This window comes from Nocardia sp. NBC_00881, from assembly GCF_045207455.1.
Taxonomy (GTDB): Bacteria; Actinomycetota; Actinomycetes; order Mycobacteriales; family Mycobacteriaceae; genus Nocardia.
Genome location: NZ_CP108798.1, coordinates 3,882,230 through 3,907,563 on the forward strand (window position 1 = coordinate 3,882,230; position 25,334 = coordinate 3,907,563).

The window sequence follows — 25,334 nt, forward strand, 5'->3', positions numbered from 1 at the left end:
GGAATGTGCACGCCGGACGCCAAGTGGAGCCGGGCCGCAGACGGCATGAGCGCGCCGTCGGCGGCCCGGCCTCACGGCCACTCGGGGCGGTTGATCTACGCTAAACCAACTGCCGAATAATTGTCAAGACTCTAACAATGTTGCGTTTGCCAGCAGGTTCCAAAAATCGCCACCGGAATCAAATATGCGTCGGGCCTCCCCGAATACAGTCTCAGTCGACTGGCGGGGTCTCCTGGTTCACCAGCGTCCGAAGTAGGTGCACGAGCTCACTCAATTGGTCATTGCGCAGCGCGGCGGTCCACGCCTGCTCACGGCGGGTTTGGGCGGCAATTGCCTGCTGAAGCGTGTCCCGGCCTTCCGAGGTGAGTTCGACGATGAGTTGTCGCCGATCTTCGTCGGCGCGACGGCGCACGACGAGCCCCCGGTTCTCGAGGGTGGTGAGGGCGCTCGAGATACTCGCCCGAGACGTCCCGGACAGCCGGGTGATCTCCTGCTGGGCAGTACCGCCGAAGACCCATAGTGTGTTCAGGATGCGAAAGCCGGCCCAGGTCAGCCCGAGGGGCCGGTGGACGTGCCTTTCGAAGTCATGGACCACCCTGGCTTCCAGGCGCGTGAGGTCTGTGATCATCTCGATCGCATCGAGCACCCGCGGCTCGGTCGTACCGAGTTCCCGGTGGCGGTGGCGCAGCAGTTCGGAGAATTCCCGCGTTCGGGGCCGGTCGCCGTCCTCTGCCCCGTGAGCAATATCCGCCACGATCTCATGCCCTCCCTCGTACGGCTGGGTCGATGCCGCCGATCGGTCGGACGCTACCACCGAGCCAGCACTCGACCTTTTCAACCCGCGACGATCGGATTGGCCATAGAACCGACACCCGAGACGCTGGTGCGAAGAACCATGCCGTCGCGAAGATACAGCCGCGGCGTGCGGCGGACACCGCAGCCGGCGGGAGTACCGGTGAAGATCAGGTCGCCTGGTTCGAACGTCACCCGCCTCGACAGCCAGACGATCAGCTCGGGGATGCTGAAGATCAGGTCCGAGGTACGTCCGCGTTGTACTTCCAGGTCGTCGACATGCCCCACGACTTCGATGTCGTTTCGATTCTCGAATTCGTCGAGCGTGACGAGAAACGGGCCGATCGGACTGAATGTGTCATACGACTTCGGAAGCGTGAACTGATTGAGCGGTTTGCGCCACTGCTCCCTGCGGTCGCTGATGTCCTGCCCTGCGGTGATGCCCGCCACGTAGGACCAGGCGTCCTCCTCGCGGATGTTCTTACCGATCGCTCCCATGACCACCACGACCTCGGCCTCGTAGTCCACCTTGTCGAAGGCGAGTGGCACGACCACCGTGTCGGATGGGCCGATCACCGAGGACGCGAACTTCGCGAACACCGAAGGTTCGTCGGGTATGGGCAGATCTGATTCTTCGGCGTGCGCACGGTAGTTGAGCGCGACGCCGATCGCCTTGTACGGCCGGGAGACGCGTCCCAGGTCTCGAAAGTCGAAGTCCTGCCAGTCTTCCTCGGCGGCGCTATCCGCGAGGGCGCGCAGCTCGCCGTGCCGAGAGAGATCGGAGAGCACGTGCAGATCCGGCTCGATTGCACCCTTGCTCACAGCGGCGACATCGAGTGCGAGGCCATCGCGGACGATGCTGGGACGGCCGTTGATGTTCGCGAGCTTCATGCTTGCGGATCCTTTCGAGTTGCGACCTCCGCACGCGGAAGGTCGAGCACCAGGTCCCCCTCCGGCTGGACGCCGAGGGTGTTGATGACGGTCGCGATGGTGAGGTATTGGCCGACCGTGTAGAGGACGTCGATGATCTGCTGGGTACTGAGCGTCGATGCCATGCGGCGCCATAGCTCGTCGTCGACCCGCTGACCGTCGATCAGCGAGTCGGTGGCGGCGAGCAATACCTGGTCGAGCTGGTCCAGCTCGTTCCAGGAACCAGTCGCGGCGGCCATGATCTCCACGTCGGACAGACCGGCACGCCGGGCGATCCGCACGTGCTGGTCCCACTCGTATGCCGCCTGCGCGCGAGCCGCGATTCGCACGATCATCAGCTCTCGCGACTTCAGCGGCAGGGTGTTCTTGCCTAATACGTGGTTGCCGAACACCAGGAAACGGCGTAATGCGTCCTCGTGGTGTGCCAGCGTCCCCCAGATGGCGTAAATCCGACCATCCTGGTCGCGGTAGGGCGCGAGCGCTTCGAGCGTCTTGTTCTGCAGGTCCGCCTCGTCGACGGGCTGCAAGCGGGTCTCTTCGGGCATGGAAAAGCTCCTCGTGTTCGATGGCCGCAAACCTAATTGGTCAGAACCTTGACTGTCAATGGTCATACAAATATGGTGTGGTCATGACAATCCAGAGCCTGGGCTATCTCGGTATCGGCACTCCTGACCCGGCTACCTGGCGAGACTTCGCTCGAGAGGTGATCGGTTTGGCCGTCCTTCCGGAACCGGAGGATTCCGCACGCTACCACTTGCGGATGGACCAACACCCCTTTCGATTCTGGGTGGAAGAAGCCCCCACCAGCGGTGTGACGGTCATCGGGTGGGAGGTCCGCGACTCGGCAGCCATCGACGAACTCGGCGTGCGGCTCAAAAAAGCCGGTGTCGACGTTGTGACCGGCACCGATGAGGAATGCAAGGACCGCGAGGTCGCTGAGATGGTTCACTTCACCGGACCGTGCGACATTCGTACCGAATTGTTTTCTGGGCGCCGACTCGGCGGAAGCCAGTTCATCTCACCGCTGGGCGTGGATTTCGTGACCGGTGAGCAGGGGCTGGGGCACGTCGTGATGAAGACCCCGCATATCCAGGAGGCGGTCGATTTCTATTGCGACGTATTGGAATTCCGGCTCAGTGACACCGCCGATTATCCGTGGGGAACGTTCTACTTCTTGGGCTGCAATCCGCGGCATCACAGCGTTGCCTTCGTGCGGTCCTACAAGACCGAAGGGACACACCACATCTTGTGTGAGGTCTCCGATCCAGACGACGTCGGCCGCGCTCTGGACCGGGTCCGCGACTACGACGTGCCTTTGATGGCCACGCTCGGCAAGCACGCCAATGACGGGATGTTCTCCTTCTACATGAACTCCCCAGCTGGCTTCGGCATCGAGATCGGTGCGGGCGGCGTGCAGGTCGACGAAAGGCGTTGGATCAGCCGCACCTACACAGCCGATATCTGGGGCCACCATCCGGCTTCATAAGGCCTACCGACCTCAGCGCTCCAGGCCTCCGACGACATATCTCCCGTCCCTGAACGAAAGCCGACCGATGCTCCAGAGCTACTTGCAGGATGCGTGGGTTTCACCTGCGCCCAAGGCCAACTCCGCGCTCGATGTACGCGACGCGGTCACCGGTGATCTTGTGTGCCGCGTCTCCTCCGAGGGCCTCGACATGGAAGAGGCGTTCGACTACGCCCGGAGGGTGGGAAGCCGCACGCTGCGAGACCTGACCTTTCACCAGCGGGCAGACATTCTGGAAGCCGTCGCGGTCGCAGTGCGGGAGCGGCGCACCGAGCTCTACGCACTCTCAGCACGAGCCGGCGCAACGCTTACCGACGCGCGTTACGACATCGACGGCGGTATCGGCGTTGTTCGCCACTACGCCGGCCGTGCACGCTCCGAACTTCCGAACGACACCTTCCTACTAGAGGGGCCGGCTGAACGACTGGCCAGAGGCGAAGATTTTCTCGGTATCCATATCAATACGCCCTCGCGCGGACTGGTACTGCAGGTGAACGCGTTCAACTTCCCGGTGTGGGCGCCGCTGGAAAAGCTGGCACAGGCAATCCTGTCCGGCATGCCGAGCGTCATCAAACCCGCCACGCCCACGGCCTATCTCACCGAGCACCTGGTTCGCATCGTCGCCGAAGCGGGCGTCCTTCCTCCGGGGGCGCTACAAATGATCGCCGGGTCGGTCAGCCCGGGACTGCACCTTTTGCGTGAACAGGATGTCCTATCGTTCACTGGATCCGCTGTGACCGCGGGAGTCCTGCGCACCCAGCCCACGGTGGTCGCGAAGTCGGTCCGGTTCAACGCCGAGGCGGATTCGGTCAACGCCATCGTACTGGCACCCGATGTACAGCCCGACTCAGAACTATTCGCGGCATTCATCCGCGAAGTCGCGAACGAGATGACGCTGAAAGCTGGACAGAAGTGCACCGCCATCCGGCGCATCCTGGTGCCGCATGAGTTCGAGACGACAGTCCTGGACGCCGTCTCCGCGAGACTGTCGACTGTCACCATCGGCAACCCAGCCTCGGACGGTGTCCAGATGGGCGCGGTGGTCAGCCTCGAGCAGCGAGACGAAGTACGCCGCGCGGCCCGGCGGATCGCGGAGGCCGGACGCTTCGTCCACGGCGACCCGATCAAGGTCGAGGTCATCGACGCGGACCCGCAGCGAGGCGCGTTCCTGGACACCATCCTGATCTCGGCGGACCCCGACGCCGCCGCACCGCACGAAGTGGAAGCGTTCGGCCCGGTCGCCTCCGTACTGCCCTACCGCGACACAGCACACGCGATCGACCTCCTCGCCCGTGGGCAGGGCAGCCTGGTCGCCTCCATCGTCAGCGACGACCGGTCATGGACGACAACCTTTCTCCAGGAGGCGGCACCGTGGCACGGTCGGCTGCACTTGTTGGACTCTTCCAACATGGCCCAGACGACGGGCCACGGATCCCCGCTGCCGGCACTGAAGCACGGAGGGCCCGGCCGCGCAGGCGGTGGATCGGAAATGGCTGGGATACGCGGCGTAATCGACTTGATGCAGCGGACCGCGCTGCAAGCGTCTCCTGACCTACTTGCGGCATTGCAGTCGGATTCCGCAACCAATTCCGCCGTATCGGGCGGAGATGCACCGTGAGAGGCACACGATGAACCTCTCTGGCACGCGTGTGCGTTCCGCAGTGCTTCGGCGTCATGTCCATTTCTGCGGTCCGTTCGATCAGTAGAACAGTTCCGCCCGAGCGCGCGGCCGGGATGTCCGGACGTACGCGCTCTCGACCGGTGATATCACGATGAAGTCACGAAACCCTTGCCACCGAGGACCGACACAAGCAATGACCGCGCGTTAGACCTCCTCGCCGACGTATTCGCACGTAGCGCGCACAACTGCGCGACAGCGGACACCACCATGCGACTGCCTGGTCAACGAGCGTTGGACTTCGAGTTCCGACCCGCAGAGCCGATTACGCCGTACGAATCCTCGGCCATGCCCGACAGTCGCCTCAGGAGCGGGGCGGCCGCGACGATGGTGGAAACTTCGTCGGCACTCATGAGTCGCAACTGGGTGTTGATCGCCCGCTCCCACGCATCTTCGATAAGCGCAGAGTGTCTCTGCGCTTCCGAACTCAGCCGCAGACGACCGGATCGGCGGTCGGACGGATCGACCTCTCGAACGAGCAGGCCTCGCTTCATCAGATTGCGGACCGTGGTGCTGACGTTGCTGGCTTGCAGCCCCAAATGTCGCGCGATGTCGGACACGGTGCAGCCTGGGCTCTCCGCCACTGTCCTGAGCACTTCGAACTCCGAGTTGGGCAAGGGAACAAGCCCGGACTGACGTTCGCCGAAGCGGCGCAACGACCACACCAGACCGCGAAGGGTCGCGGCAACGTTGTGAACATCACCGTCTGACAGGTTCGCTCTCTCGGTCACACATGACATCATACCTATATGGTTACCTCTAAAATTATATCTAGATATACAGTTGAATCCGACGATGGTTCCCCTGAGTCGTTCGCCGATAGTCCGTTGGCGTCGGCGATGCCGCGTCTTCTGGTTGGTGTCCTGGCGCTCCTGGCCGCCGTCGCACCGCTGGCAACGGACATGTACCTGCCGGCATTCCCCACGATGGCCATGGAATTCCGAACCAGCGCTTCCTCGATCCAACTGACACTGACCGCATTCTTGGTGGGACTGGCAGTTGGCCAGCTCGTCATCGGTCCGATTTCCGACCGATTCGGACGCCGACACCTGCTGATCGGGGGAACGATCGTGTGTATCGCGGCAAGTGTCGCCTGCGCGCTGGCGCCGACCATCGAGTCGTTGACAGCCTTCCGCTTCGCGCAAGGTTTCACGGGCGCCGCCGGGATCGTGCTGAGCCGCGCTGTGATTTCGGATCGCGCCCGGGGGGCCGCCGCCGTGAAGGCACTCAGCTTGGTGATGGTGATCAGCGGGGTCGCGCCGGTAGTCGCACCATTACTCGGTGGTGCGGTCATCGATCATGTCGGATGGCGTGGTGTGTTCTGGGTGTTGACGGCGCTGGCAGCGGCGATGCTCATGGGAGTGTTGCTGCATGTCCGCGAAACTCACCCGCCCGAGCTACGGACACGCGGTGGCCTACGCGTATTCGGTGGCAGCCTGGCCGGCGTTCTCGGGAATCGACGCTACCTCGGCTACACCCTGACATTCGCCTTCGGTTTCGGGGTGATGTTCGCCTACATCTCGGCCTCTCCGTTCGTGTTTCAGAACCTGTTCGGACTGTCCACAATGGAGTACTCGATCGTCTTTGCGTGCAACGGAATCGGCCTCATCTGCGCCAGTCTTCTCAATGCGAGACTGGCCGAGCGACTCGGATCGGCGACTCTGCTGCGGGCCGGAATTCTCGCCGTGGTCGCGCTGACGGCGTTGTTGACGATCGATGCGCTGGTCGGCCCGTTCAAGTGGCTGACCCTGTTCCTACTTTGGCCGACAGTCGCAAGCGTGGGAGTCATCATGGTCAACGCGACCGCACTCGCGGTCGAACAATCGCGGCGGGCAGCGGGAACTGGTTCCGCAGTACTCGGAGCACTCCAATTCGGCCTCGCCGCAGTCGTGTCGCCACTGGTAGGTCTCGGGGGCGCGGCGACAGCGACCCCGATGGTGCTGACGATGCTCACCTGCGCGGTTCTGGCATACCTCGCATCCCTACTTGCAGGTAAACGCCTTCACGCAACGTCGGCGTCGCCCGCGCCGTGACGTACCACCGGACCGCTCGGACGAGCCGGCGCAGTGCTGCGGCGTCGTTGGTGCCGGCGGACGGTGGAGCGGCACCGGATCCATTTCGCATAGTAGGTGTCGAGGGTGTCGATCCGGTATGTCGGCCCGCCCGGTCAGTCGATTCGGGCCCCGGCATACGTCCCGACCTGCCGTGTCATGTCGGCAATTGCAAAAACGAGATCCGCGAAATCAGCCCACCGGTCCGCAGATGTATTCGAGATTCCTGCGTCCGCTGGCAAAAAAGATTCACCGTGACTCCGTATCGGTGCACGTTTGCCGAACCCTCCGACCGCCGTTGCGTTTCGGGGTCGGTCGGAGGGTAGCCGGTCAGCCCATGGGCGGCTGCGGGGCCGGGTTCGCGTGCGTGGCCTGGATTTGATTGAACTTGTCAGCGGTGACCGCCAGACCGACCGGAATTCCGACCGCGACACTGCCGACCATCCCGCCGAATGCCGCCGCCAAGCCGGCACCAGCGAGGCAACCGCCGATCATTCCGGGCACAGTCAGCACAGCGGCGGACATGACCGTGGCCATGCTGCCAAGCGTGATCGCGCCGATCGGGCAGCCGATGACAGCTCCGGCGAACGCGCCTGCGGTGCCGCCGATTCCGGCGGCGAGCCCAGTGTATGGCCCTGCCGCATGCCAGGCCTGGTTCAAGTCGGCGAGCGCATCGCCCTGACCGGTCGCGACGGGTGTGGCGCTCGGCGCAATGGGTTGTTCGGCCGGATTCCCGGCTGCCGTCTGCAGCGGCACGCCGACGATCGGACGCTGGGCAGTGTCCTGGATCGCGACCTGGCCGTGGTGAATGGTCACCGAGCCGATCGGGGTGTTCAGAACCGACGAGTCGTCGGAGGCCGCGCCGGCGAACTGGATGCCTGGCGCGATCTGCACGCTCACTAAGTCGGAATCGTTCGAGGGGGCGGGCGCGGCGTTCGCGGCGCCTGTGGCGATCGCCACGGCAACGGCGGTCAGCGCGGTGACCACGGCAGTCTGGCTGGTGTATTTCATGACAATGCTCGATTCCAATGTGCGACGGCCGGCGGTCGCCCGCCGGCCGGGTTGATTCAGGGGGCCGGTACCTCGACCGGCACGGCGACGAACCCCTTCGCGCGCAATGCGTTGTACTGCTCGTTCGCGGTGCCGACGAGCGCGGGCAGACCGGTTACCGCGCCACCGATGAGCCCGCCGAGCCCGCCGAGGGTCACACCGCCGAGGATGCAGCCGCCGACCACGCCGATCGGGGTCAGCATTCCGGCGGTGGTGAGCACCGTGAGTGTGCCGCCGGTGATCGCCCCGGCCGGGCAGCCGACCAGCACGCCGGCCAGCGTGCCGAACATCTTGCCGTCGTTGCTGGCGTTGTTGAATGCGCTGGTGACGGAAGCGACCGCCTTATCGATTTCCGTACCGCGATCCATATAACCGCCGCGCGCGGACGCGGAATCGGCATCGTCTGCTACGGCAGGGGTTGTGGTGGCCGGGTCAGTGGGAGCCGACGCTGTCGCCGGCACCGTTGTTTCGATGGGCGCGGCTGTCGAAACACCCGTGGCAAATGCCGTCGCGGCAATTGCCAGTGCGGCAAATGCCGTCGCTCGGGAAAAGTTGTTCATAACTCCTCATCTCTTCGAGTTTCCTGGTGTTCTCGACCCTGGCTGGCCGAGAATTGCGATCTGGCGCCGATCAGCATGTCTGTGGGCGCCTGTCGATCAGGATGACGGCGGCGAGCGCCGCCACGGCCGCGCAAAGCCCGACCATCAGGTAGCCGAACGCATATGCGCTGCCCAGGGCGTGGAAGGCGGTTTCCTTCAGCGGGTTGAATGGCATGGTGGAGCCATTCGGCAAGGTGACGACGGCCGGGACGCCGTTCGCGCCGAGCGGGCCGGAGTTGACCGCGGTGATGGCATCCTCTACTGCCTGCCGCTGGTCGGCTGCCGCGGACGCCGCCGACGCGTTGAAGTTTTCCAAGGCTTGGCTAAGAGCCGGGTCGGACACGACCTTGTCGCTGATCTCGTTCGCGGCCCGGCTGAGTGCGACCGCTCCCACCAAGGCAGGGCCGAGAGTGAACCCGAAATCGCGCAGCAGACTGGTCCATCCGGCTGCCATTCCGGCAAGGTTGTTGGGGACGGTGTTGATCACGACGGCGGTAACCGCCGACAACGCGAACGCCACGCCGACGCCGGCCACTACAAGGGGAGGCACGAGTGGCGCGACCGCCTTGTTGCCGATCGGTATCAAAGCCATCCAGAAGTTGCCAATGGCGATCAGCAGGAGACCACTGCCGAGAACCCACTTGGGCTTGTACCACTCGATGAGGCGGGACGCGATTGGCACCTGGATCAGCGCGGCTACCCCATTGAACACGATGAATGCCACGGAGGCGTGCAGCGGAGTGAAGCCCTGGATCGCAGTGAGGCGAATGCTGGTTATATATCCGGTGCCGAGGTAGGCGAACATGCCGACGACGGTCACCACTGCGGCGATCGTGAAGTTCTGGTTCGCGAACAGGTCGAGTTGCAGAAGCGGGGATGCCGAGCGCCGTTCCGCAATAACGAAGGCGGCCAGGAAGACGGCCGCGCACACGAAACCGCAGACGACCTGTGAACTGCCCCAGCCGCTGGTGGGTCCCTGGATGACGGCGAAGAGCAGGCCGAGGACGGCTAGGGCGATCGTGATCTGCCCCGGCCAGTCGAGGGAGCGACCTTCCGGTGCCGAGGAGTCCTGGGCCAGCTTGGCGGCGAGCACCGCCGACGCGGCGGCGAGTGCGACAACGACGAGGAATGCCCACCGCCAGCCGGCATTGGGGTCCGCGCTGAATTTCAGTTGTGCGGTCAGACCACTCGCGAGCGGCGACAGCACGCTGCCCATGGACAATGACGCTGCCCAGACCGAAATAGCGCGGGCCCGGGCGCGTGGGGTGTGGGTGCCTGCAGCAATCATGGCCAGGGTGGTCGGGATCACTGCGGCGGCGCCGACTCCAGCGAGGATTTGGCCGGTCCAGAGCACGATCAATCGTGTCAGCTGATCGGTGCCGGGCCCTGGGGTCAGCACGCAGACCGCGAACCCGAGGGCCACGAGCACGGAACCGCCGACCAGCAATCGGCGGCGACCGAACAGATCACCGAGCAGTCCGAAGGTCAGTTCCAGGACAGTGACCGGGACCAGAAAAGCGTCGGTGATCCAGGTCAACTGGGATGCCGAGGTGTGGAAGTCCTGCTGGAACAACCCGTTCAGGCCCGCAGGCACGGTAAGTGCGAACTGGGCCATGAAGACGCAAAGCGCTGCCGCGACGAGCGTTCCCCACGCCAGGGTCCCCACGCCTTGTGGCTGCACAGGTTTCGCAACGCGTGCAGGCGGATCGACGCTCACGGCGCGGGCGCCGATGTCAGATCGGGGCATGTTCGATTCCTTCCGAAGTGTTCATGTGACGCGATCGGTCGTCGCGGGGGTGTGCGCCCGTCGTGCCCGACCTCTGCAGGGCAGGGCGAGTGGTGGTGGAGGCGCCGAAATCGTCCTGGCAGACCACCGGAATGTGGCCGGCTGCGAGGTTCCCCGGCGAACCGTTGACCTTCGTATGCCAGTGCGATGCCGACTGCCTACAGGGCTCGGCCGATCATCGGCATGTGTGTCTCGACGGTGCCCTCGTGGATCAGGACCGCCTCAGGTTGTCGGTCGTGGTCTCCGGCTCGAACAGCTCGGCAGGGCCACGGAAGGGCCTCCAGTTGCTCGGCCGCCAGCAACCGGGTCGAATCCGGGACGGCATAGACGCTTGTCGGTGGAAAGGCGACCGTGAGCGCGATCGTCTCACTCGGACCTGAGACCCACGATCGAAGCGGCATCGTCGGATCCGCTGTCGGGGCGGCAGGTGTCGCCGCAGTCCAGATAAAGCTGTTCGTGAAGCCTTTGGTCTTCGTGTATCGACATGAGCGCGGTGATGCGCCATCTCTGTCGATCACGGACTTGCCGCTCTCATTGATGTCGGCCACGGCGCGACGGGTCATGATTCTCTCCCCACTGAGAGGCTTCGATGAGTGGCGAGCAAGACTGTGACCCGCGCCATACAGAGGTTAGGACACGGCGATCGGATCGTCAAGGCTCTAACGATTTGCGCCCGTTGACATACATCGCAAGGCGGCAATCGCAAGGACTGGCACCGAAATTCCTGCGGACACGCCCGAATGGCGGGTACAGAGCCGCAGGGCAAGGCTCGCACGAGGACGCTGCGCCGGTCCTCGTCGTGTTCATCGATCGCTTACTGGGCGCGACACGCCTTCCATGGAAGTCGCACAAGCTGATAGCCCTGCGCATCGAGGATGCCGACACGGGCGCCTACAAACGGGACCGGCAGGCGCTACATCTGAGCCGAGGCCGCTCCGCTGGCGCATACCAGCGAATCGATCTACCTCCCTACGCCCACAACTCAGATCGAAAGAGGTTTGATTGTCTAGATCCTAACAAATATCGGCGTCCCATCCCCGAATCGACCATCAAGGTCAATGCCTCGTAGTTAGGTCCTGTGGGTCTGGCAGCAAGTTGGCCGTTTTGCTTAGGTCGATGCGTCATACTCCCGACGGGACCTCCCGCGCCGACTCTCCGAATCTGCGGACCCGTTCGGCCACTGCGGTTTTGAACGCCATCACACGTATCCCCACACCCGACGCCCACCTCGACGACGTCTATGCCCGTGAGCTGGCCGAAGCGCTGCCCGAGCCCGTGCCGGGCCGCTTGTTCATACCAGGGCGGATCTGGCTCCCTGGTAGGCGATGACGTCACCTGCTTCGGTCGACGCATCCCGTTCCGCGGATCGCGACCGCAGGTGGTCGAGGGCGTCGTCGAGTCGCGGTCGCGGTCCGCGGTCGGCGAGCAGGACGGCAATCGCCTTCCAAGTCTCGATCTGCGGGTTGAGGTCGGCCAGCAATCGTTGCCCACGATGATGCGAGGGAATTGACCGCACTGTTGCCCGGATCGCGGCCCACGTCGTCTGGCAACAGACCCGGGCCGTGGACGCGGCGTATCCGGAACGATTTCGACCGGCGGTTGCCATAGCATCGCGGCATGCGGAAGGAGACACGAGTCGCTGTCGAGACTTGCGTCGCGGCCCTCAATACGGTGTATACATACGAGGAACGGGAGCGGCGTTCGCGGCCGCCATACCCGTTACCCGACCGATTGGTTTGGTGCCGTGATCTGGTGTTCGCCGAGGTGGAGCGGTTGCGCCGGGAAGGTGAGCCGAACTGCTCCTGCGTGATGGGCACGCTGGATTGGGGGTCCCAGTCGTGGGAAACTATTGCGAATCAACTCAGGCACGCGCATGGACACGACACCTTCAGCGAGGCATTGATTCTGCTGTTCGCGGCGAGTGACATGTCGCCCGCCGAGTTCGAGAACGTCATCCCCCATGTACCCAGTGACATCACCCGGAACAAACTGCGCAGCCAGCTCATTCACGCGCTGCTCGGTGTGGGCGAGATTGCGCGGGCAGAGCAGATCAGCGACACACTCGAGCCCTTCAGAGGCCGGGACCAGCGTTTTCTCGGACATCGCCGGATCGCCTATCGGTTCGCCCGGCAAGGTGATGCGGCAGCATTTTTCGGACGATGGCCGCGTCTGGACCCCAGGCAAGAGCGCCACCATATGGGCGAGCTCAAAAAGACCTTGGTCGAATCGGTCGGCGGTGGTCACGGCTGGCGTGAGGCGATCAAGGTAACAGGCGATAGGCGCCTGGGGCCCGCGTATCGCATCAACGCATTCGCTGACCTGGCTGAGGCCGGCGAAGTCGAGCAACTCCGCGAACTGTTCTCCACAACTGAAGCAAGCGGGCTGCTCCGGGTGACCGACGAACTCGCCGTGCTCTCCCGTGCACTCGTGGCGAAAGCCACGCGCACCGGCGTTGCGACGCACGAACCGTTCACAGCGATCCTGCATAGGATCATCGCGATCGATCCCTCGGACAAACAAGCAATGCGAGAACGCGACGGCATGCTGTTGACCCTGTGGCCCGCGTACCCAGGCCTCGACACACTCGCGTTAGCGCGGAAGTCCGCCCGAACTCCTTCGATCAGAAGAGAACTCGCCACACTCCACCCCCGAATCGCTCGGCTCGACCCGGACCGGCTATAGCTAGTGCCCGTCCGGAGCGGGTGCTGCGGTAACCGGGTGTCAGCGCGCTCCGGCGTCCGGGCCATCGATGCTGCAGGACGAATACACCAGGCTCCCGCCCGATATCGGCCATGCCTGCTAGTACCAGCCTCGTGTCGACGATAACCGAAGACATAGCGATTCCGATGGATCGGCTGACATTGCCGCCGCAAGCTGCTTGCCGTCCACCTATGGGTTACGGATGTGGAGGCGCAGACAAACAATCATGCTCGCAGTCATGCAGTGCAGCAGATACACCGAACGACGAACCGGCCATCCGCTGCGATTGAACAGACAGTGATAGGGATACCGGCGACCTATGTGCCGTCTCACAGAAGCAGAAAGGGCCGCACTCGACGACACCAGTGGATCCCCGTTGAGGTGCGGCACGGTCGGCTTGGCGATGAAAGCGGCTGGGGAGTTGAAAGTATCCCGGTATCGGGTCCCGATGATTCCTGCCTCCAAACAGAATTGACCATAGTCGAATGACCAGCACTTCAACGGGATGTCGCGGGAAAGTGCGGCGACGAAGGGCTCGGTGGTCCTGGGGGACGCGGAAGTTCGAGTTCTGGGACCCGGCGCGGTGGCAGCCTCGGTTAGTGGCGCAGCGGTTTCGATGCTGGGTCGACGCCACTCGCCGACGGCGCAGGATGGTGTGGTTTCTGGCGATCACTCTCGCGCTGTTCGTCTTCCCGGGCGTTGTCGGCGCGGTGGCCGTGGCGCAGACCCAGAGTGGTACCGCGTCGGGTGGGGCCAGTCTCGCCATGCTGCAGTGGATGGATATCCGGGACTCGTACGGGGTCCGGTTGACCGATTATGTGTTCGCGACCAGCCACGGCAGCGTGTTGAATCCGTTGGAGACGATCGTGTCGTTGATCCTGGGTTTGGAGTTCGTCGGCTATCTGGTCATCGTGACCTCCGCGGTGTGGTTGATCGGTTTCGCGATCAGCTTCCAATGGCTGGATCCGTTCGGTCGAGCGTTGACCGGGGTCGCCGACAACCTGACCGGCCAGATCGCCACACCGCTGCTGTTGACCGTCGCCGCGGGGATCGGCGCGTTCTTCGTCGCCTGGTTCGTAGTGCGAGGATTTGTCGCGAAGGCCACGATCCAGGTGGTGACGATGCTGGGGGTGGCCGTGCTCGGCCCGATCGTGCTGGCGGAGCCATTGGCCGATGTCCTGTCCTCACACGGTCTACTTGCACAGGGCCGCAACGTGGGTATCGCGGTGGCGGCTGGGCTCAACGGCAGCACGAGCCCGAATCCGGACCAATTGGTCGTCACCATGCAGCAGGATCTGGCCGACAACTTCGCACGCCATCCGTTGCAGGTGTGGAACTTCGGTCATGTCGTCGATCAGTCGCCGCGGTGCGCTGCCGTGTGGTCGGCGGGCGTTCAATCTGGTGACGACTCCCGGGTACTGAACGGCATGCGGGCCTGTGGCGACACGGCGGCGTATGCCGTGGCCCACGATCCGAGTTTAGACCAGGTCGGCTCCGGCTTGGTGCTGTTGGTGTGTGGGGGGATCCACCTGGTGTTCGGGGCGTCTCTCGGGGGCAAGATCATTCGGAAGGCGCTGGACTCCATTTTCCACGGATTCAAGGCCATCGGCGGTTTCGCGGCGGGCGGATACATCTACGGACCGCTGCAGACGGCTCTGGTTCGCGATGTCGTCGATTCTTTCGTCGCGGCGGGAGCGATGGCGGCTTACACCGTCTTCCTCGGTGTCTACGTGTTATTCCTGGGCAACCTGTTCCGGCAGGCAGGAGGCCAGGTCGGGGTGGTGCTCGTCCTGGGTGCCATCGTGGAGATCGTCGCCATCCTGCAGCTGAGGCAGCTCGGCAAGGGTCTGAGCAAAGGTAACGACTGGATCGCCAACCGATTCGCCCTCGCGATACAGGGCGCGGGCAGCTCTGGTGGGGGCGGCGGTGGCACCGCTCTGGGAATGGGTGACGCGGGGGCCGGCCACTCCCTGCCGGGAACGGCACTCGCCGGACTCGCCGCCATCAACACCATCGGCGCCAACCCGATCACCGCGTTGCTCTTCCGCAGGCGCAACCCGTGGGACCTCGACTCGAAACTTAGGCATCAGGTCGACCTGATGAATCTCGAGGCGAATAAGGAGATCCTCGGGAAGGGCTGGTCGCTCAACTCGGCGCGGGTCCGGGAGGGGTATATCGAAGCCGCCAGAACAGCTGCCCAGGAATACGGCTTCACCCATCGCGGCGCCGCCGCGGCGGTGGACCGCGTCATCAACCGCGGTGGAGCCCTGGGCGACGTCGTCACTTCCATGATGGACGCCGGCTGGAAGGACAAAGACATGATGGTCGGTGCCATGCGGGCCTACAATTACCGCGAGCAGTTCGGTCCCAGCGTGTGGGATGGCGACGCGTATATCGGTGAGGCCGCCGCCTCGATGTCGATCCTCAAATTGGGTCAAACACCGACCAACATGGCTCTCTTCCAGCACACCGCGCACAGGTTGGCAAACCGGCGCTATATCGACCGTGTGGACCGGTCCGCCCTCACTAAGGCTGAACAGGACTATCTCGACGACTACTTCAAAAAGCCCACGAGGGACAAGATCAGAGGCATCGAGGCCCTCGCAAGTGGCAGCCAGATCACTCGAGATCGCCATGGCAACGTTGTACAGTCCAACAAGGATTACCCGCTGCCCCTCCAGTTCGAGGGCTGGAGTCAGGAACGTGGCCTGTTGATGAACAGGTTCATCATGCCGCATCTCAGCCAGCAATACCTGCACGCCGCAGAAGCCGGCGATCTCCACACAGCTTCGGAAATATTGCAGACCATGGCGCATTCCGAATACTGGACAGGGAACGTGAAGTTGACCCCATCGAAGGCGCTACCACGGTTCTGATGATCGAGAAGAGAAGTAGCTTCGTGCATAATCCGGCAACGCGCGTGAGAATCTTTATTACCAACATTGGAAATAGGCGGATTGCTTGTGCGCCCGTCTGTAAATAGTGTGGAATTTCCCGATTGTACGGACAATCCGAAAGAAGAATAGGTGCGGAATATGAAAGTTGTCCACCGATCCATCATTCTCGTGGGTTCAGCGCTTGCGGCGGCAGTTATCGCTGGCACCGGAACTGCGGCGGCTGATTCGGCGCCCGTCCGTCAGGCTGACAATCAAGCTACCAGCAGCGTTTCTATAGAAAGGTTCCTGCACCAATTCGTCGCAGGATCCCCGATCGCAAATAGTGGCAGTAGATTGGAATGCCTGTTCATGCATACTGGACCTGCATGCTACGGGTGAGAGCTCGGGCCGCGCGGGCCCTCTTCCCTTGAAACCGGCATCCTCGGCGCAGCCGTCTAGCCGATCATGGTGAATCTGCTGCGCCCGGGGGGCCGCCCGCGGAACTCCGGTCTCGATCTCTCGGAGGGTCTGCGGCCCGGCGCGATGAACCGTCATCATCGACCAACCAAGCGCGGATACGGCCGATACCAGAAAGGTGCTCCAGAACTCGATCAATTCAACCTTAGACAAGTCGAATTATCACAGCTCAGAGCACCTTTCGCCATATCGGGCACACCTCGGAAGCGATAACCATGATCGGCCGAGGCTAGCGGTCGGGCTCGGTGTCGAGGCTGCCCGCGATGAGGTCGGTCAGCGCGGTGATCGCGTCGGCGATGGTGGTCCGCTCTCGGTTCAGCTCTGCGGCAATCGCTTCGGCGGCGCCCAGCACACCGATGCAGCGCAGCCGAAGGCCTTCGGTCGTGAGGCTGGAATGTGGTAGTAGTGCGGCGGCCATCGCCTCCGCGTAGTTGTCGAGCATCTCGTACTGGATTGCCTCCATTTCCGGATTTCCTTTCAGCGCAGCGGAAATGGCGTTGAACTCTGGCATGTCGGTGGCGCAGGCGAAATATGCGGTACTCATAACGCGGGCGATCTCGCCTGGAATGTGTGCGGCGCCCCGCAACGCCTGTGTCGTCGCGGTTCGGTGTCGTTCTTCGAGTCGCCGGTAAAGCGCGAGCAGCAAGCCAGGGCGGGTGCCGAAATGGTCGTACACAATGGGTCTGCTCACCCCAGCGGCCTCCGCGAGGGTGACCAGGGTCAGCCCGTCGGTGCCCTGGGCGCGCACGACCGCCATGGCGGTGTCGAGCAACTGTTCCCGCCTTGCGTACTTGGACAGCCGACTCGGTGTCGTGGTCATTGCCCTCCCTTCGGCATCGCTTCAGTTCAACTACAAAGAGTAGGTTACAAAATGTAGATCTATGCGTGAAAGAGGAGGCCGCGAACGGGTGGCCCCACACCAGCCTGGACCGGCGTCCGAACTACGTTCTCGTCGCGTGCGCAGCCTTCTGGGTGCATGACGACTTGACATGTGCTGATGCCGAAGAGCGGACGTGGACGCCGTGAGTTGTCCATGGTTCCCAACCGGGGGCGTGGGTTCGGGCAGAGCCGAGTGGGGGCGAGTGCGGGTTTGCGGTATTGCCTTGACGTCGGTGACAAGGTTTACCGTTGCTGCAGCAGTCTCGAGAGGAGGTCACATGCTGATTGGAGAGCTGGCCGAGCGCGCTGGCACGAGTGCACGCACGGTGCGCTACTACGAGCAGCACGGACTCGTGCAGCCCGAGCGGTCGGCCAACGGTTACCGCGTCTACGACGAGCACGAGCTCGAGATCGTGCGGAAAATCCGGACATTGCTGGAGTTGGGTTTCGACCTGGTCGATGCCCGCCCGTTCGTCACCTGCCTACGCACCGGCCACCGGTCCGGCGACGAATGCCCGGAATCGGTGGAGTCCCTGCGGGGCAAGCTCGCCGAGATCGACGACGCGATCGACAGGCTCTCCGCCGCGCGGCGACAGCTGAGCGCGCGGATCAGCGCCGTGGCCGGCCCGCCCCCGAAGTGCGAATTCTCCCTCTAGCACTTTTGTCTGAGGTCGAGCCTGCACGGCGATGACCGGCTTCCCATCCGTACCAAGAAGGAATCTCGTAATGCGATTTGCGACCAGCTACGGCACGGCGTTCAACGGCACCGATCCCGATCGCCTCGTCGCGTTCGCCCGGCACGCGGAAAACCTCGGATTCGAGGCACTGTATGTCCAGGACCATATCGCGCTGTATCCCGGCGCCGACTACGGCGCGGGCGAGTTGCCGCCGACGTTGCCGTATTTCGATCCACTGGATTGCCTGAGCTTCGTCGCCGCGGCCACACATCGGATTCTGCTCGGTACCGGTGTGCTGCTACTGCCGTACCGGCATCCGGTGGTACTGGCCAAGCGACTGGCCACCGTCGACGTGCTGTCCCAAGGCAGGATGCGACTGCTCACCGTCGGCCTCGGCGCCTTGCCTGGGGAAGCCCACGCGATGGGCGTCGATTTCCGCAGCCGTGGCCGCCGCGCGGACGAGGCCATCGATGTGCTGCGCCTGCTGTGGGCGGGCGGCCCGGACGGCGTCAGCCACCACGGCGAGTTCTTCGCCTTCGACAACCTGTGCAGCTATCCCAAACCGCACGAAACGACCGCGCTACCCATCCATATCGGGGGCTCCAGCGCGGCGGCAGCCCAGCGCGCCGGACGACGCGGTAACGGCTATTTCGCGGGCGGCATGCTGACCGAACACGAACGTGACCGGCAGATCGAACTGGCCCGCAAGACCGCCGCCGACGCAGGACGTGATCCTGCCGAAATCGAGTACACCCGCTGGGGATCAGCCGACATGTCCCCCGAACTCGTCGAGGAACTCGCCCAGCACGGTGTGGACCGGATCGTCGTCGGCTTCGCCGGTGTAGACCCCGCGCAGCAACACGACCAGATGTCGGAATTCGCCGAACGATTCGACCTCTCACCCAGAGACTCCGCCATCGACGACGAACACCACTGACAGCGACGACGATCAGCACAACCGCCGACGATTTGAAACAGCAGTATCTCGAGGCCGAAAGCCAAGATCGCTTATCGAGCGGTCGCAGGCGTTCTGCGCCGCATGAAAGTGGTTTCTTCCGGGTGGCGGAGCAGGGCGCATCCCTCGGTTTCGCCGGACTGGCCGCAGGGTTCGGCTCAGAGATCAGTTCAGAATGATGCGGCGTTTCGGTTTGGTTTGCCGTGCAACGCCTTTGAGACTCTTGCTGTGGTTGATGAAGTGGTGGCCGATGCGTTGTGGGCGAGGCTGGAGCGATGGATTCCGGTGCGGCAGCGGCGGTTTCGGGTATCCCGACCGTCGGCGGACCGGCGTCCGCGCGGCGTTGGAAGGCGTCCTGTTCGTGGCCCGCATCGGTATCGGCTGGAACCAGCTGCCGACCGGACTGTTCGGAGCCTCCGGCGCGACCTGCTGGCAGCGTTTGGCCGAATGGCACGAAGCGGGCGTGTCGAAGCGGCTGCATGAACAGCTGCCGAGCGAACTGCGCGCCGCCGGGCAGCTGGAGCTGTCGAACGCGCTTGTCGACTCCTCGCACCTGCGGGCTCTCAAAGCGGAGACCACACCGGCCCCAGCCCCGTCGACCGAGGCAAACCCGGCTCCAAGCACCACCTGATCACCGGCGCTGCCGGAACACCCCTTGCCGTCACACTGACCGGCGGGAACCGCAACGACGTCACCCAGCTCATCCCGCTGCCGGACGCCTTGCCCGTCATCGGTGGGCGGGGTGCGGTCAGAGGGCGCTGGCCCGCCGGGTGCACAAGATAGGGGCGCGTACTGAGCGGTGCACCCGCTACCTACCCCTTTCCACTCTCAACGTATAGCGCACCGGGGGGCTTGCGGCAAGACCCGGGTCGTGCCGCATACTCGTCGGCCGAAGCCAGAACCTGTGGAAATGGGAGTAACGAGTGACGGATATCGACGTAATAATCGTGGGCGCCGGCCCGAGCGGCCTGATGCTGGCCGGTGAGCTGCGCCTGGCCGGAGTGCGATCGCTGGTACTGGAACGACAGTCGCAGCCGCGAGACATCCCGAAGGCCAGCGGTATCGGCGGGCGGATCCTGGACTTGCTGCGCTACCGAGGCATTCTGGACCGCTTCGAAGCAGCCAGCAGCGACCCCAACGTGGCTCCCCGATTCCCGTTCGGCAATCTGCATTTGGATTTCACACATCTGGCAGATCCCCCACTGCGGGCGTTGCCGCTCCCACAACTGGAAATCGAACGACTACTCGACGAACGCGCCCGCGAACTCGGCGCCGACATCCGTCGCGGACACGAGGTGGTCGGGATGAGCCAGGACGATGCCACGGTGACCGCGGACGTGCGCGGGCCGGACGGGCCCTACCGGGTGACCGCACGGTACCTGGTGGGCTGCGACGGCGGGCGCAGCCGGGTCCGCGACATGGCCGAAATCGCGTTCCCCGGCACCACATACCCGGAGGTCAACCGACTGGGCCAGGTCACCGTGGCCGATTCGGTGACTGTGCTCGGTAACGGCGACATCGAGGTCCCCGGGCTGGGCAGGATCCGTGCGGGTTTCACACGAACAGACCGCGGTGTGTTCGCGTTCGCGATCACCTCCGGGATTCTGTCCCTTCAGACCACCGAAGACGAGTCCACCGACTACGACGACGACGAGCCGCTGACCCTGACCGAGCTCGCGGAAAGTGCTCGCCGCGTGCTCGGCGCGGATCTCCCCATGGGAGAACCGATTCGGCTGTCGCGTTACACCTTCAAGGATCGGCAGGCCGAGCGATACCGCGACAGGCGGATCATGCTGGCAGGCGATGCGGCCCACCTGCTCCCCGCCACCGGCACGGCGCTCAATGTCGGCATGCTCGACGCGGTCAACCTCGCCTGGAAGCTCGGCGCCGACATCCACGGCTGGGCACCGACCGGCCTGCTGGACACCTATCACCACGAACGCCACTTCGCCGGCGCACGTGCGCTGCTACAGACCCGGGCCCAGGTGGCGTTGAGGCGCGGACACGACCGAGCCGCCGAAGCGCTTCGGCAGGTCTTCCAGGAACTGATCATGGACGAACCGGCATTGCGCCGTATGGGTGCCCTCGTCGCCCACGCCGACATCCGCTATCCGATGCCGGGCTCCGACCACCACGCCTTGGCCGGCACCTTCGCGCCCGACCTCACCCTGCACACCGACCAGGGCGTCACCAGCGTCGCGGAACTCATGCGCACCGCACGGCCCATCCTGCTCGACCTCACCGACCGCCCCGACCTCCGCGAGATCGGCCGAGAATGGCAGCACCGGATAGACATCCGCACCGCGAAAACCGATGACCGACCAGCGGACGCCCTACTGATCCGCCCGGACGCCCACATCGCCTGGGCCGCAACCATCGACGAACCCACCGACACCGCCGCACTCGCACTGCGAGAAGCGCTCTCCGGCTGGTTCGGCGCACCCGATCAGCCCTGATCGGCGTGCGGGCGCTGTCGGCCACGGCGGTGGCGAGAGCGGTGACGCGTATGGCGAATAGATGAGCGGACCGATCAGGAATCGAGAAGCGATGATCACCGAGCAGCAATTAGCGTTACTGCCATGAACATCACCACTGATCAGACCTCTATCGAGTCCGTTATCCTCCAGGTGCCCGACACCGCGGCCGCCGCGGCCTTCTATGCCGCCGCGTTCGGCCTCGGCGACAAGGTGCGCGTGCGCGCCTCCGAGTCGCCGTCGACCGGCTTTCGTGGCTTCATACTGTCGCTCGTGGTTTCTCAGCCGAGCACCGTCGACAGCCTCATCGGCACTGCTCTCGACGCGGGGGCGACGACGCTGAAGCCCGCCAAGAAGAGCTTCTGGGGCTACGGCGGCGTCGTCCAGGCTCCGGACGGGGCGATCTGGAAGGTCGCGACGTCGTCGAAGAAGGACACCGGCCCGGCTACCCGGGAAGTCGATGATTTCGTGGTGCTCCTCGGCGTCGACAACGTCAAGGCGACCAAACAGTTCTACCTCGACCGTGGCCTGGCCGTGGCGAAGAGCTTCGGTAGCAAGTACGTCGAGTTCGACACCCCACCTTCTTCGGTGAAGCTGGCGCTCTACGGGCGCCGTGCCGCCGCCAAGGACGCCGGCGTCCCACCGGAGGGCACCGGGTCACACCGGATCGTCATCGGCGGCGATATCGGGCCCTTCGCTGACCCGGACGGTTTCATGTGGGAAGTAGCCTCGGCCTGAGCGGTCGGTCGGACGACTGGACCGGGCGTTGTGGGGGTTTCCCCGCGCTGGGCCGAGAAAGATTCCGGAACAAGCACCGGGCCGAGTTGGCGCCCTCGAATCCGGGCACCTGGTTGTGCCTGCCCGGGTGCGCGTGCAACGTCTTTCCTACGAGGCGAAGGCGTCGAACAACGCGAGACCGGATCGGCGGCCGATATGCTCGTCGTCCAGGGGAGCAGGAATTCGACCGGGCGAAGTACTGGCCGCGATGTTGGAGGTCGACGCGGGTGCCGTGGCCGCGCACGAGGGCATCGTGCTTGCTCCGGTTTTACCGGGCGAGGAATTCGAGGGCCTTTTCGACGAACTGTCCGTGGAACTGGAAAATGCCGCCGTGGCCGGCGTCGGGATAGATCACCAGTTCACTGTCGGGCAGGCGGCCAGCCAGGTCGACCGAGTTCGTCGTCGGCACCATCTTGTCGCTCTCGCCGTTCGCGACGAGCACGGGCCGGCGAACGACGGAGAGGTCGGACGGCTGCTCGAGTCCCCAGCGGTGGATTGCCCCGAGCTGTGCGCCATAGGACTTCAGTGAGATCGCCTTGTCCCGGTTGTGGGTGCGCTCCTTCAGGCGCGCGAGGAACTCCTTGCCTGCGCGACGCCCGTTGGGAGTCCTGGTGAAGAACAGGAACTGCTTCGGGTCCTGCAACGTGAGCAGTCCTCGGATCGTGTCGAGGTGCGAAATCCTGGTCACGTTCGTGATGCCCTCGCCGCCTGCGGGACCCGTGCCGGCGAGGATCAGCTTGCGAACGAGTTGCGGTTCGTCCTGAGCGACCACCTGGGCGATCATGCCGCCCATGGAGAAGCCCAGGAGATCGACTTCGGTGAGACCCAGCGCGCGGATGAAGGTGATGGCATCCTTCGCCATCGCCTGGATGGTGTTCGGCGTCGAGCCGGTGGACGCGCCGACGCCGCGGTTGTCGAAGGTGATGACCCGATGTTTCGAGGCGATGCCGTCCACGACCCGAGGGTCCCAGTTGTCGAGGACCGCGGCCAGGTGGGTCAGAAAGACCACCGGGACGCCGGTCTTCGGGCCGAGCTCACGGTAGGCGAAGTTCACGCCACCGTCGGAGACGGTACGGGTCGGCGCGTTCTGGTACGACTTCACCACGTCGTCTCGGGCTTCTTGTCTGTTGTTCATAGCCATTTCCTTCTGTGGGTGAGATTTGTGTAAGTGGTTGCGCACCACGCCTCCCAGGTTGTAGACGGACGATTATATTATGATCATAATTCTATCGTTGCCGCAAGTGGTCCCACCGAATGAAATGAAGTGAGCCGGCCGACATCGGCCCGCACGCCGGACCTCGAGGACAATGTCCGGCGTCGCCGCCCGGACGGCGCCCAAGGCCAGCGTCGACCAACGGAGGGTCGGCAGGCGTGTCACAGTTTGGTGCTGCGGCGCCTCAGCACTGCGAAGTGGCGTCCAACACGGTCAGAGCATTGCGGATGCCCTGGTCCAGGATGTCGTCGGCGAGTTGCCGGTCGGCCAGGGCGCGGGAAAGTTGCAGTGTTCCGATCATCAGTGCGTAGACGCTGAGGGTTTTGCCGCGTGCCGACTGCGGGTCGTGCGGCGCCAGCCGGGCGGCGATGTCATCGATGAATGCGAGCACGCCGTCGGTGTATGCCCGCTTGGTCGGATCCGCACACCGGCCGATCTCGTCGAGCAGGGCGGCGGATGGGCAGCCCTCCTCGGGATTATCACGGTGCCCGGGCGAGAGGTACGCACGCACGATCTGCTCGAGCCCAGCGCGGCCGGGTGCGACCGTGGCGAGCCGCTCGCGCTGTTCGCGTAGCTGGTCGGAGACCGCGGTAGCGACCAGATCCTCCTTGGAGGCGAAGTGGGCGTAGAACGCGCCGGTGGTCAACCCCGCGTCCGCCATGAGCGTGGCGAGCCCGGCCCCGTCGATGCCGTCCCGCTTCAACCGACGGCCTGCGGTCTCGATGATCCGCCGCCTTGTCGCCAGCTTGTGCTCTTTCCCGTACCGCACCATGCACTCCTTCACCAGCGAGGGGCCCGCGAACCCCACCGACACTCCCATATTAGTATGATCATAATCCAAAGCTGCCAGCCTCTTGCGGCCCGCGCGCACCCCTATGATATTAGGACCATAATCTAAAAGCTGGAGACAGATGCCAGCAACACGTCTTGGACCAGGTCCACGCCGCCTGTGTCAACCTTCTGGATTCCTGCGAGTGGTGAAGACCGGTAGAAACTCATCTCGATCTCCGGCCCTCATGGACCAACGTGAGAAAGCGGCTCAGTCCGCGAGGAAAGACTTGACTTCTGCAGTGAATTCCTCGAGATGCTGAAACAGGAACGCGTGGCCGGCATCTCCGTACAGCACCAACTTGGCCGACGGCAGGTGTTCCACCGCGGAGTACGACGCGAATGCATGGATCATGACATCGTGCATGCCGTTGACGTAGAGCACAGGTTGCCGGATGGTCCCGAGCCCGGCGACAACCTGCTCCCACGGGGTCGCCAGAGCGGCGGTGATCGCTTGGAGCTGACCCATGGCAGCCGCCTCGTTCACCACCGGCGCGTCTGTCGGCATCGCGGCCGAGACCTTGTCGAAGTGTTCGATCCCCAGCTTTCGAGCCTCTTCGGTCTCGGGATAGAACAGATACAGCATGTCGTCGAGGTCGGCGTCCGGCTTGGCCATGATTCCGAGGACCCGCTCGCTGATGGTCGGCATGTTGGGGGCGAGACCCGATCCGCTTCCCGCGACGATCAACTTGCGGACGAGATCGGGTCGTGTGAGCGTGACCGCCTGTGCGACCACACCGCCGAAGGACCAGCCGAGCAGGTCGACCTCGGTCAGCCCTAGGGCTTCGATGAACTCGATCGCGCCCGCAGCGAACCCCTCGACGGTGGTGAGGGCTTCACCGCCGGTGTATCCGATACCGATGTTGTCGAACAGGATGACATCACGCTCGGCGGCAAGGATGTCGAGAAACTCCGGGTCCCACCAGTCCACGGTGGCGCGGAAGCGGTGCAGCAGCACGAGCGGGACTCCGCCGCGAGGGCCCATCCGGCGGTAGGTGAAACGAGCCGACGCCGCATCGATATGCAGGTTCTCGGCGGCGTTGACAGGTGTGTAGGTATTCATATCG

General features: G+C 64.0%; 22 protein-coding genes and 1 pseudogene. 10 read left to right on the forward strand and 13 right to left on the reverse strand.

The genetic code is table 11. From position 1 onward, the window contains the following. Positions 1-211 precede the first annotated feature (211 nt). The 3 genes from OH799_RS16245 to OH799_RS16255 form a co-directional block, all read right to left on the reverse strand. Positions 212-754, reverse strand: coding sequence for a MarR family winged helix-turn-helix transcriptional regulator (locus tag OH799_RS16245; RefSeq protein WP_406281094.1), 543 nt, complete (start codon positions 752-754; stop codon positions 212-214). Between the two features lie 80 nt (positions 755-834). After that, positions 835-1,683, reverse strand: coding sequence for a fumarylacetoacetate hydrolase family protein (locus OH799_RS16250; RefSeq protein WP_406281096.1), 849 nt, complete (start codon positions 1,681-1,683; stop codon positions 835-837). Further along, a complete protein-coding gene (locus OH799_RS16255; protein ID WP_406281098.1) occupies positions 1,680-2,267 on the reverse strand; it encodes a carboxymuconolactone decarboxylase family protein in 588 nt (195 codons plus the stop codon). Before OH799_RS16255 ends, OH799_RS16250 begins: the two co-directional genes overlap by 4 nt. An 83-nt stretch (positions 2,268-2,350) precedes the next feature. On the opposite strand from OH799_RS16255, the gene OH799_RS16260 reads away from it, so the two are divergent. Beyond that, positions 2,351-3,208: a VOC family protein gene (locus OH799_RS16260; protein WP_406281101.1), complete on the forward strand. Its 858-nt coding sequence runs from the start codon at positions 2,351-2,353 to the stop codon at positions 3,206-3,208. Positions 3,209-3,275: 67 nt separating this feature from the next. Continuing rightward, positions 3,276-4,865, forward strand: a complete 1,590-nt coding sequence (paaZ, locus tag OH799_RS16265) for a phenylacetic acid degradation bifunctional protein PaaZ (RefSeq protein WP_406281103.1) — start codon at positions 3,276-3,278, stop codon at positions 4,863-4,865. Between the two features lie 284 nt (positions 4,866-5,149). Here paaZ and OH799_RS16270 read toward each other — a convergent pair whose 3' ends face one another. Beyond that, complete coding sequence (locus OH799_RS16270) at positions 5,150-5,665, reverse strand: MarR family winged helix-turn-helix transcriptional regulator (protein ID WP_406282174.1); 516 nt, start codon at positions 5,663-5,665, stop codon at positions 5,150-5,152. A gap of 99 nt (positions 5,666-5,764) precedes the next feature. Here OH799_RS16270 and OH799_RS16275 point away from each other — a divergent pair, with 99 nt between their 5' ends. Beyond that, positions 5,765-6,958: a multidrug effflux MFS transporter gene (locus OH799_RS16275; RefSeq protein WP_406281105.1), complete on the forward strand. Its 1,194-nt coding sequence runs from the start codon at positions 5,765-5,767 to the stop codon at positions 6,956-6,958. Between the two features lie 348 nt (positions 6,959-7,306). Here the strand turns inward: OH799_RS16275 and OH799_RS16280 are convergent, their stop codons facing one another. From OH799_RS16280 to OH799_RS16300, 5 genes are all read right to left on the reverse strand, one after another. Next, the gene (locus OH799_RS16280; protein ID WP_406281107.1) at positions 7,307-7,987 is read right to left on the reverse strand and encodes a hypothetical protein; all 681 of its coding nucleotides are present in this window, start codon (positions 7,985-7,987) and stop codon (positions 7,307-7,309) included. 56 nt (positions 7,988-8,043) lie between these two features. Next, the gene (locus OH799_RS16285) at positions 8,044-8,586 is read right to left on the reverse strand and encodes a hypothetical protein (RefSeq protein ID WP_406281109.1); all 543 of its coding nucleotides are present in this window, start codon (positions 8,584-8,586) and stop codon (positions 8,044-8,046) included. A 70-nt stretch (positions 8,587-8,656) separates the two neighbouring features. Next, entirely contained in the window at positions 8,657-10,372 is a 1,716-nt protein-coding gene (locus OH799_RS16290; RefSeq protein WP_406281111.1) for an MFS transporter, read from the reverse strand. Between the two features lie 197 nt (positions 10,373-10,569). Continuing rightward, a complete protein-coding gene (locus tag OH799_RS16295) occupies positions 10,570-10,812 on the reverse strand; it encodes a hypothetical protein (protein ID WP_406281113.1) in 243 nt (80 codons plus the stop codon). A gap of 890 nt (positions 10,813-11,702) precedes the next feature. Then, on the reverse strand, positions 11,703-11,927 hold the full coding sequence (locus OH799_RS16300) for a hypothetical protein (RefSeq protein ID WP_406281115.1): 225 nt from the start codon (positions 11,925-11,927) through the stop codon (positions 11,703-11,705). Between the two features lie 101 nt (positions 11,928-12,028). Here OH799_RS16300 and OH799_RS16305 point away from each other — a divergent pair, with 101 nt between their 5' ends. Further along, positions 12,029-13,093 (forward strand): hypothetical protein, encoded by a 1,065-nt coding sequence (locus tag OH799_RS16305; RefSeq protein ID WP_406281117.1) that lies wholly within the window; start codon positions 12,029-12,031, stop codon positions 13,091-13,093. Positions 13,094-13,761: 668 nt separating this feature from the next. Further along, positions 13,762-15,987: a hypothetical protein gene (locus tag OH799_RS16310; protein WP_406281119.1), complete on the forward strand. Its 2,226-nt coding sequence runs from the start codon at positions 13,762-13,764 to the stop codon at positions 15,985-15,987. Between the two features lie 706 nt (positions 15,988-16,693). On the opposite strand, the gene OH799_RS16315 is transcribed toward OH799_RS16310, so the two are convergent. Continuing rightward, positions 16,694-17,284 (reverse strand): TetR/AcrR family transcriptional regulator, encoded by a 591-nt coding sequence (locus OH799_RS16315; RefSeq protein WP_406281121.1) that lies wholly within the window; start codon positions 17,282-17,284, stop codon positions 16,694-16,696. Positions 17,285-17,621: 337 nt separating this feature from the next. Here OH799_RS16315 and OH799_RS16320 point away from each other — a divergent pair, with 337 nt between their 5' ends. From OH799_RS16320 to OH799_RS16340, 5 genes and pseudogenes are all read left to right on the forward strand, one after another. Beyond that, the gene (locus OH799_RS16320; protein ID WP_406281123.1) at positions 17,622-17,999 is read left to right on the forward strand and encodes a MerR family transcriptional regulator; all 378 of its coding nucleotides are present in this window, start codon (positions 17,622-17,624) and stop codon (positions 17,997-17,999) included. Between the two features lie 70 nt (positions 18,000-18,069). Beyond that, positions 18,070-18,957, forward strand: coding sequence for a TIGR03619 family F420-dependent LLM class oxidoreductase (locus tag OH799_RS16325; protein WP_406281125.1), 888 nt, complete (start codon positions 18,070-18,072; stop codon positions 18,955-18,957). Positions 18,958-19,203: 246 nt separating this feature from the next. After that, positions 19,204-19,734: pseudogene (locus OH799_RS16330) on the forward strand (IS5 family transposase); the annotation flags it as partial. A 164-nt stretch (positions 19,735-19,898) separates the two neighbouring features. Continuing rightward, the gene (locus OH799_RS16335) at positions 19,899-21,431 is read left to right on the forward strand and encodes an FAD-dependent monooxygenase (RefSeq protein WP_406281127.1); all 1,533 of its coding nucleotides are present in this window, start codon (positions 19,899-19,901) and stop codon (positions 21,429-21,431) included. A gap of 123 nt (positions 21,432-21,554) precedes the next feature. Continuing rightward, positions 21,555-22,187: a glyoxalase gene (locus tag OH799_RS16340; RefSeq protein WP_406281129.1), complete on the forward strand. Its 633-nt coding sequence runs from the start codon at positions 21,555-21,557 to the stop codon at positions 22,185-22,187. 307 nt (positions 22,188-22,494) lie between these two features. On the opposite strand, the gene OH799_RS16345 is transcribed toward OH799_RS16340, so the two are convergent. From OH799_RS16345 to OH799_RS16355, 3 genes are all read right to left on the reverse strand, one after another. After that, positions 22,495-23,361, reverse strand: coding sequence for an alpha/beta fold hydrolase (locus OH799_RS16345; RefSeq protein ID WP_406281131.1), 867 nt, complete (start codon positions 23,359-23,361; stop codon positions 22,495-22,497). 262 nt (positions 23,362-23,623) lie between these two features. Then, positions 23,624-24,259 (reverse strand): TetR/AcrR family transcriptional regulator, encoded by a 636-nt coding sequence (locus tag OH799_RS16350; RefSeq protein ID WP_406281133.1) that lies wholly within the window; start codon positions 24,257-24,259, stop codon positions 23,624-23,626. Between the two features lie 219 nt (positions 24,260-24,478). After that, positions 24,479-25,330 carry an alpha/beta fold hydrolase gene (locus OH799_RS16355; protein WP_406281135.1) on the reverse strand — a complete coding sequence of 284 codons (852 nt, stop codon included), beginning with the start codon at positions 25,328-25,330 and terminating at the stop codon, positions 24,479-24,481. Positions 25,331-25,334 lie beyond the last annotated feature (4 nt).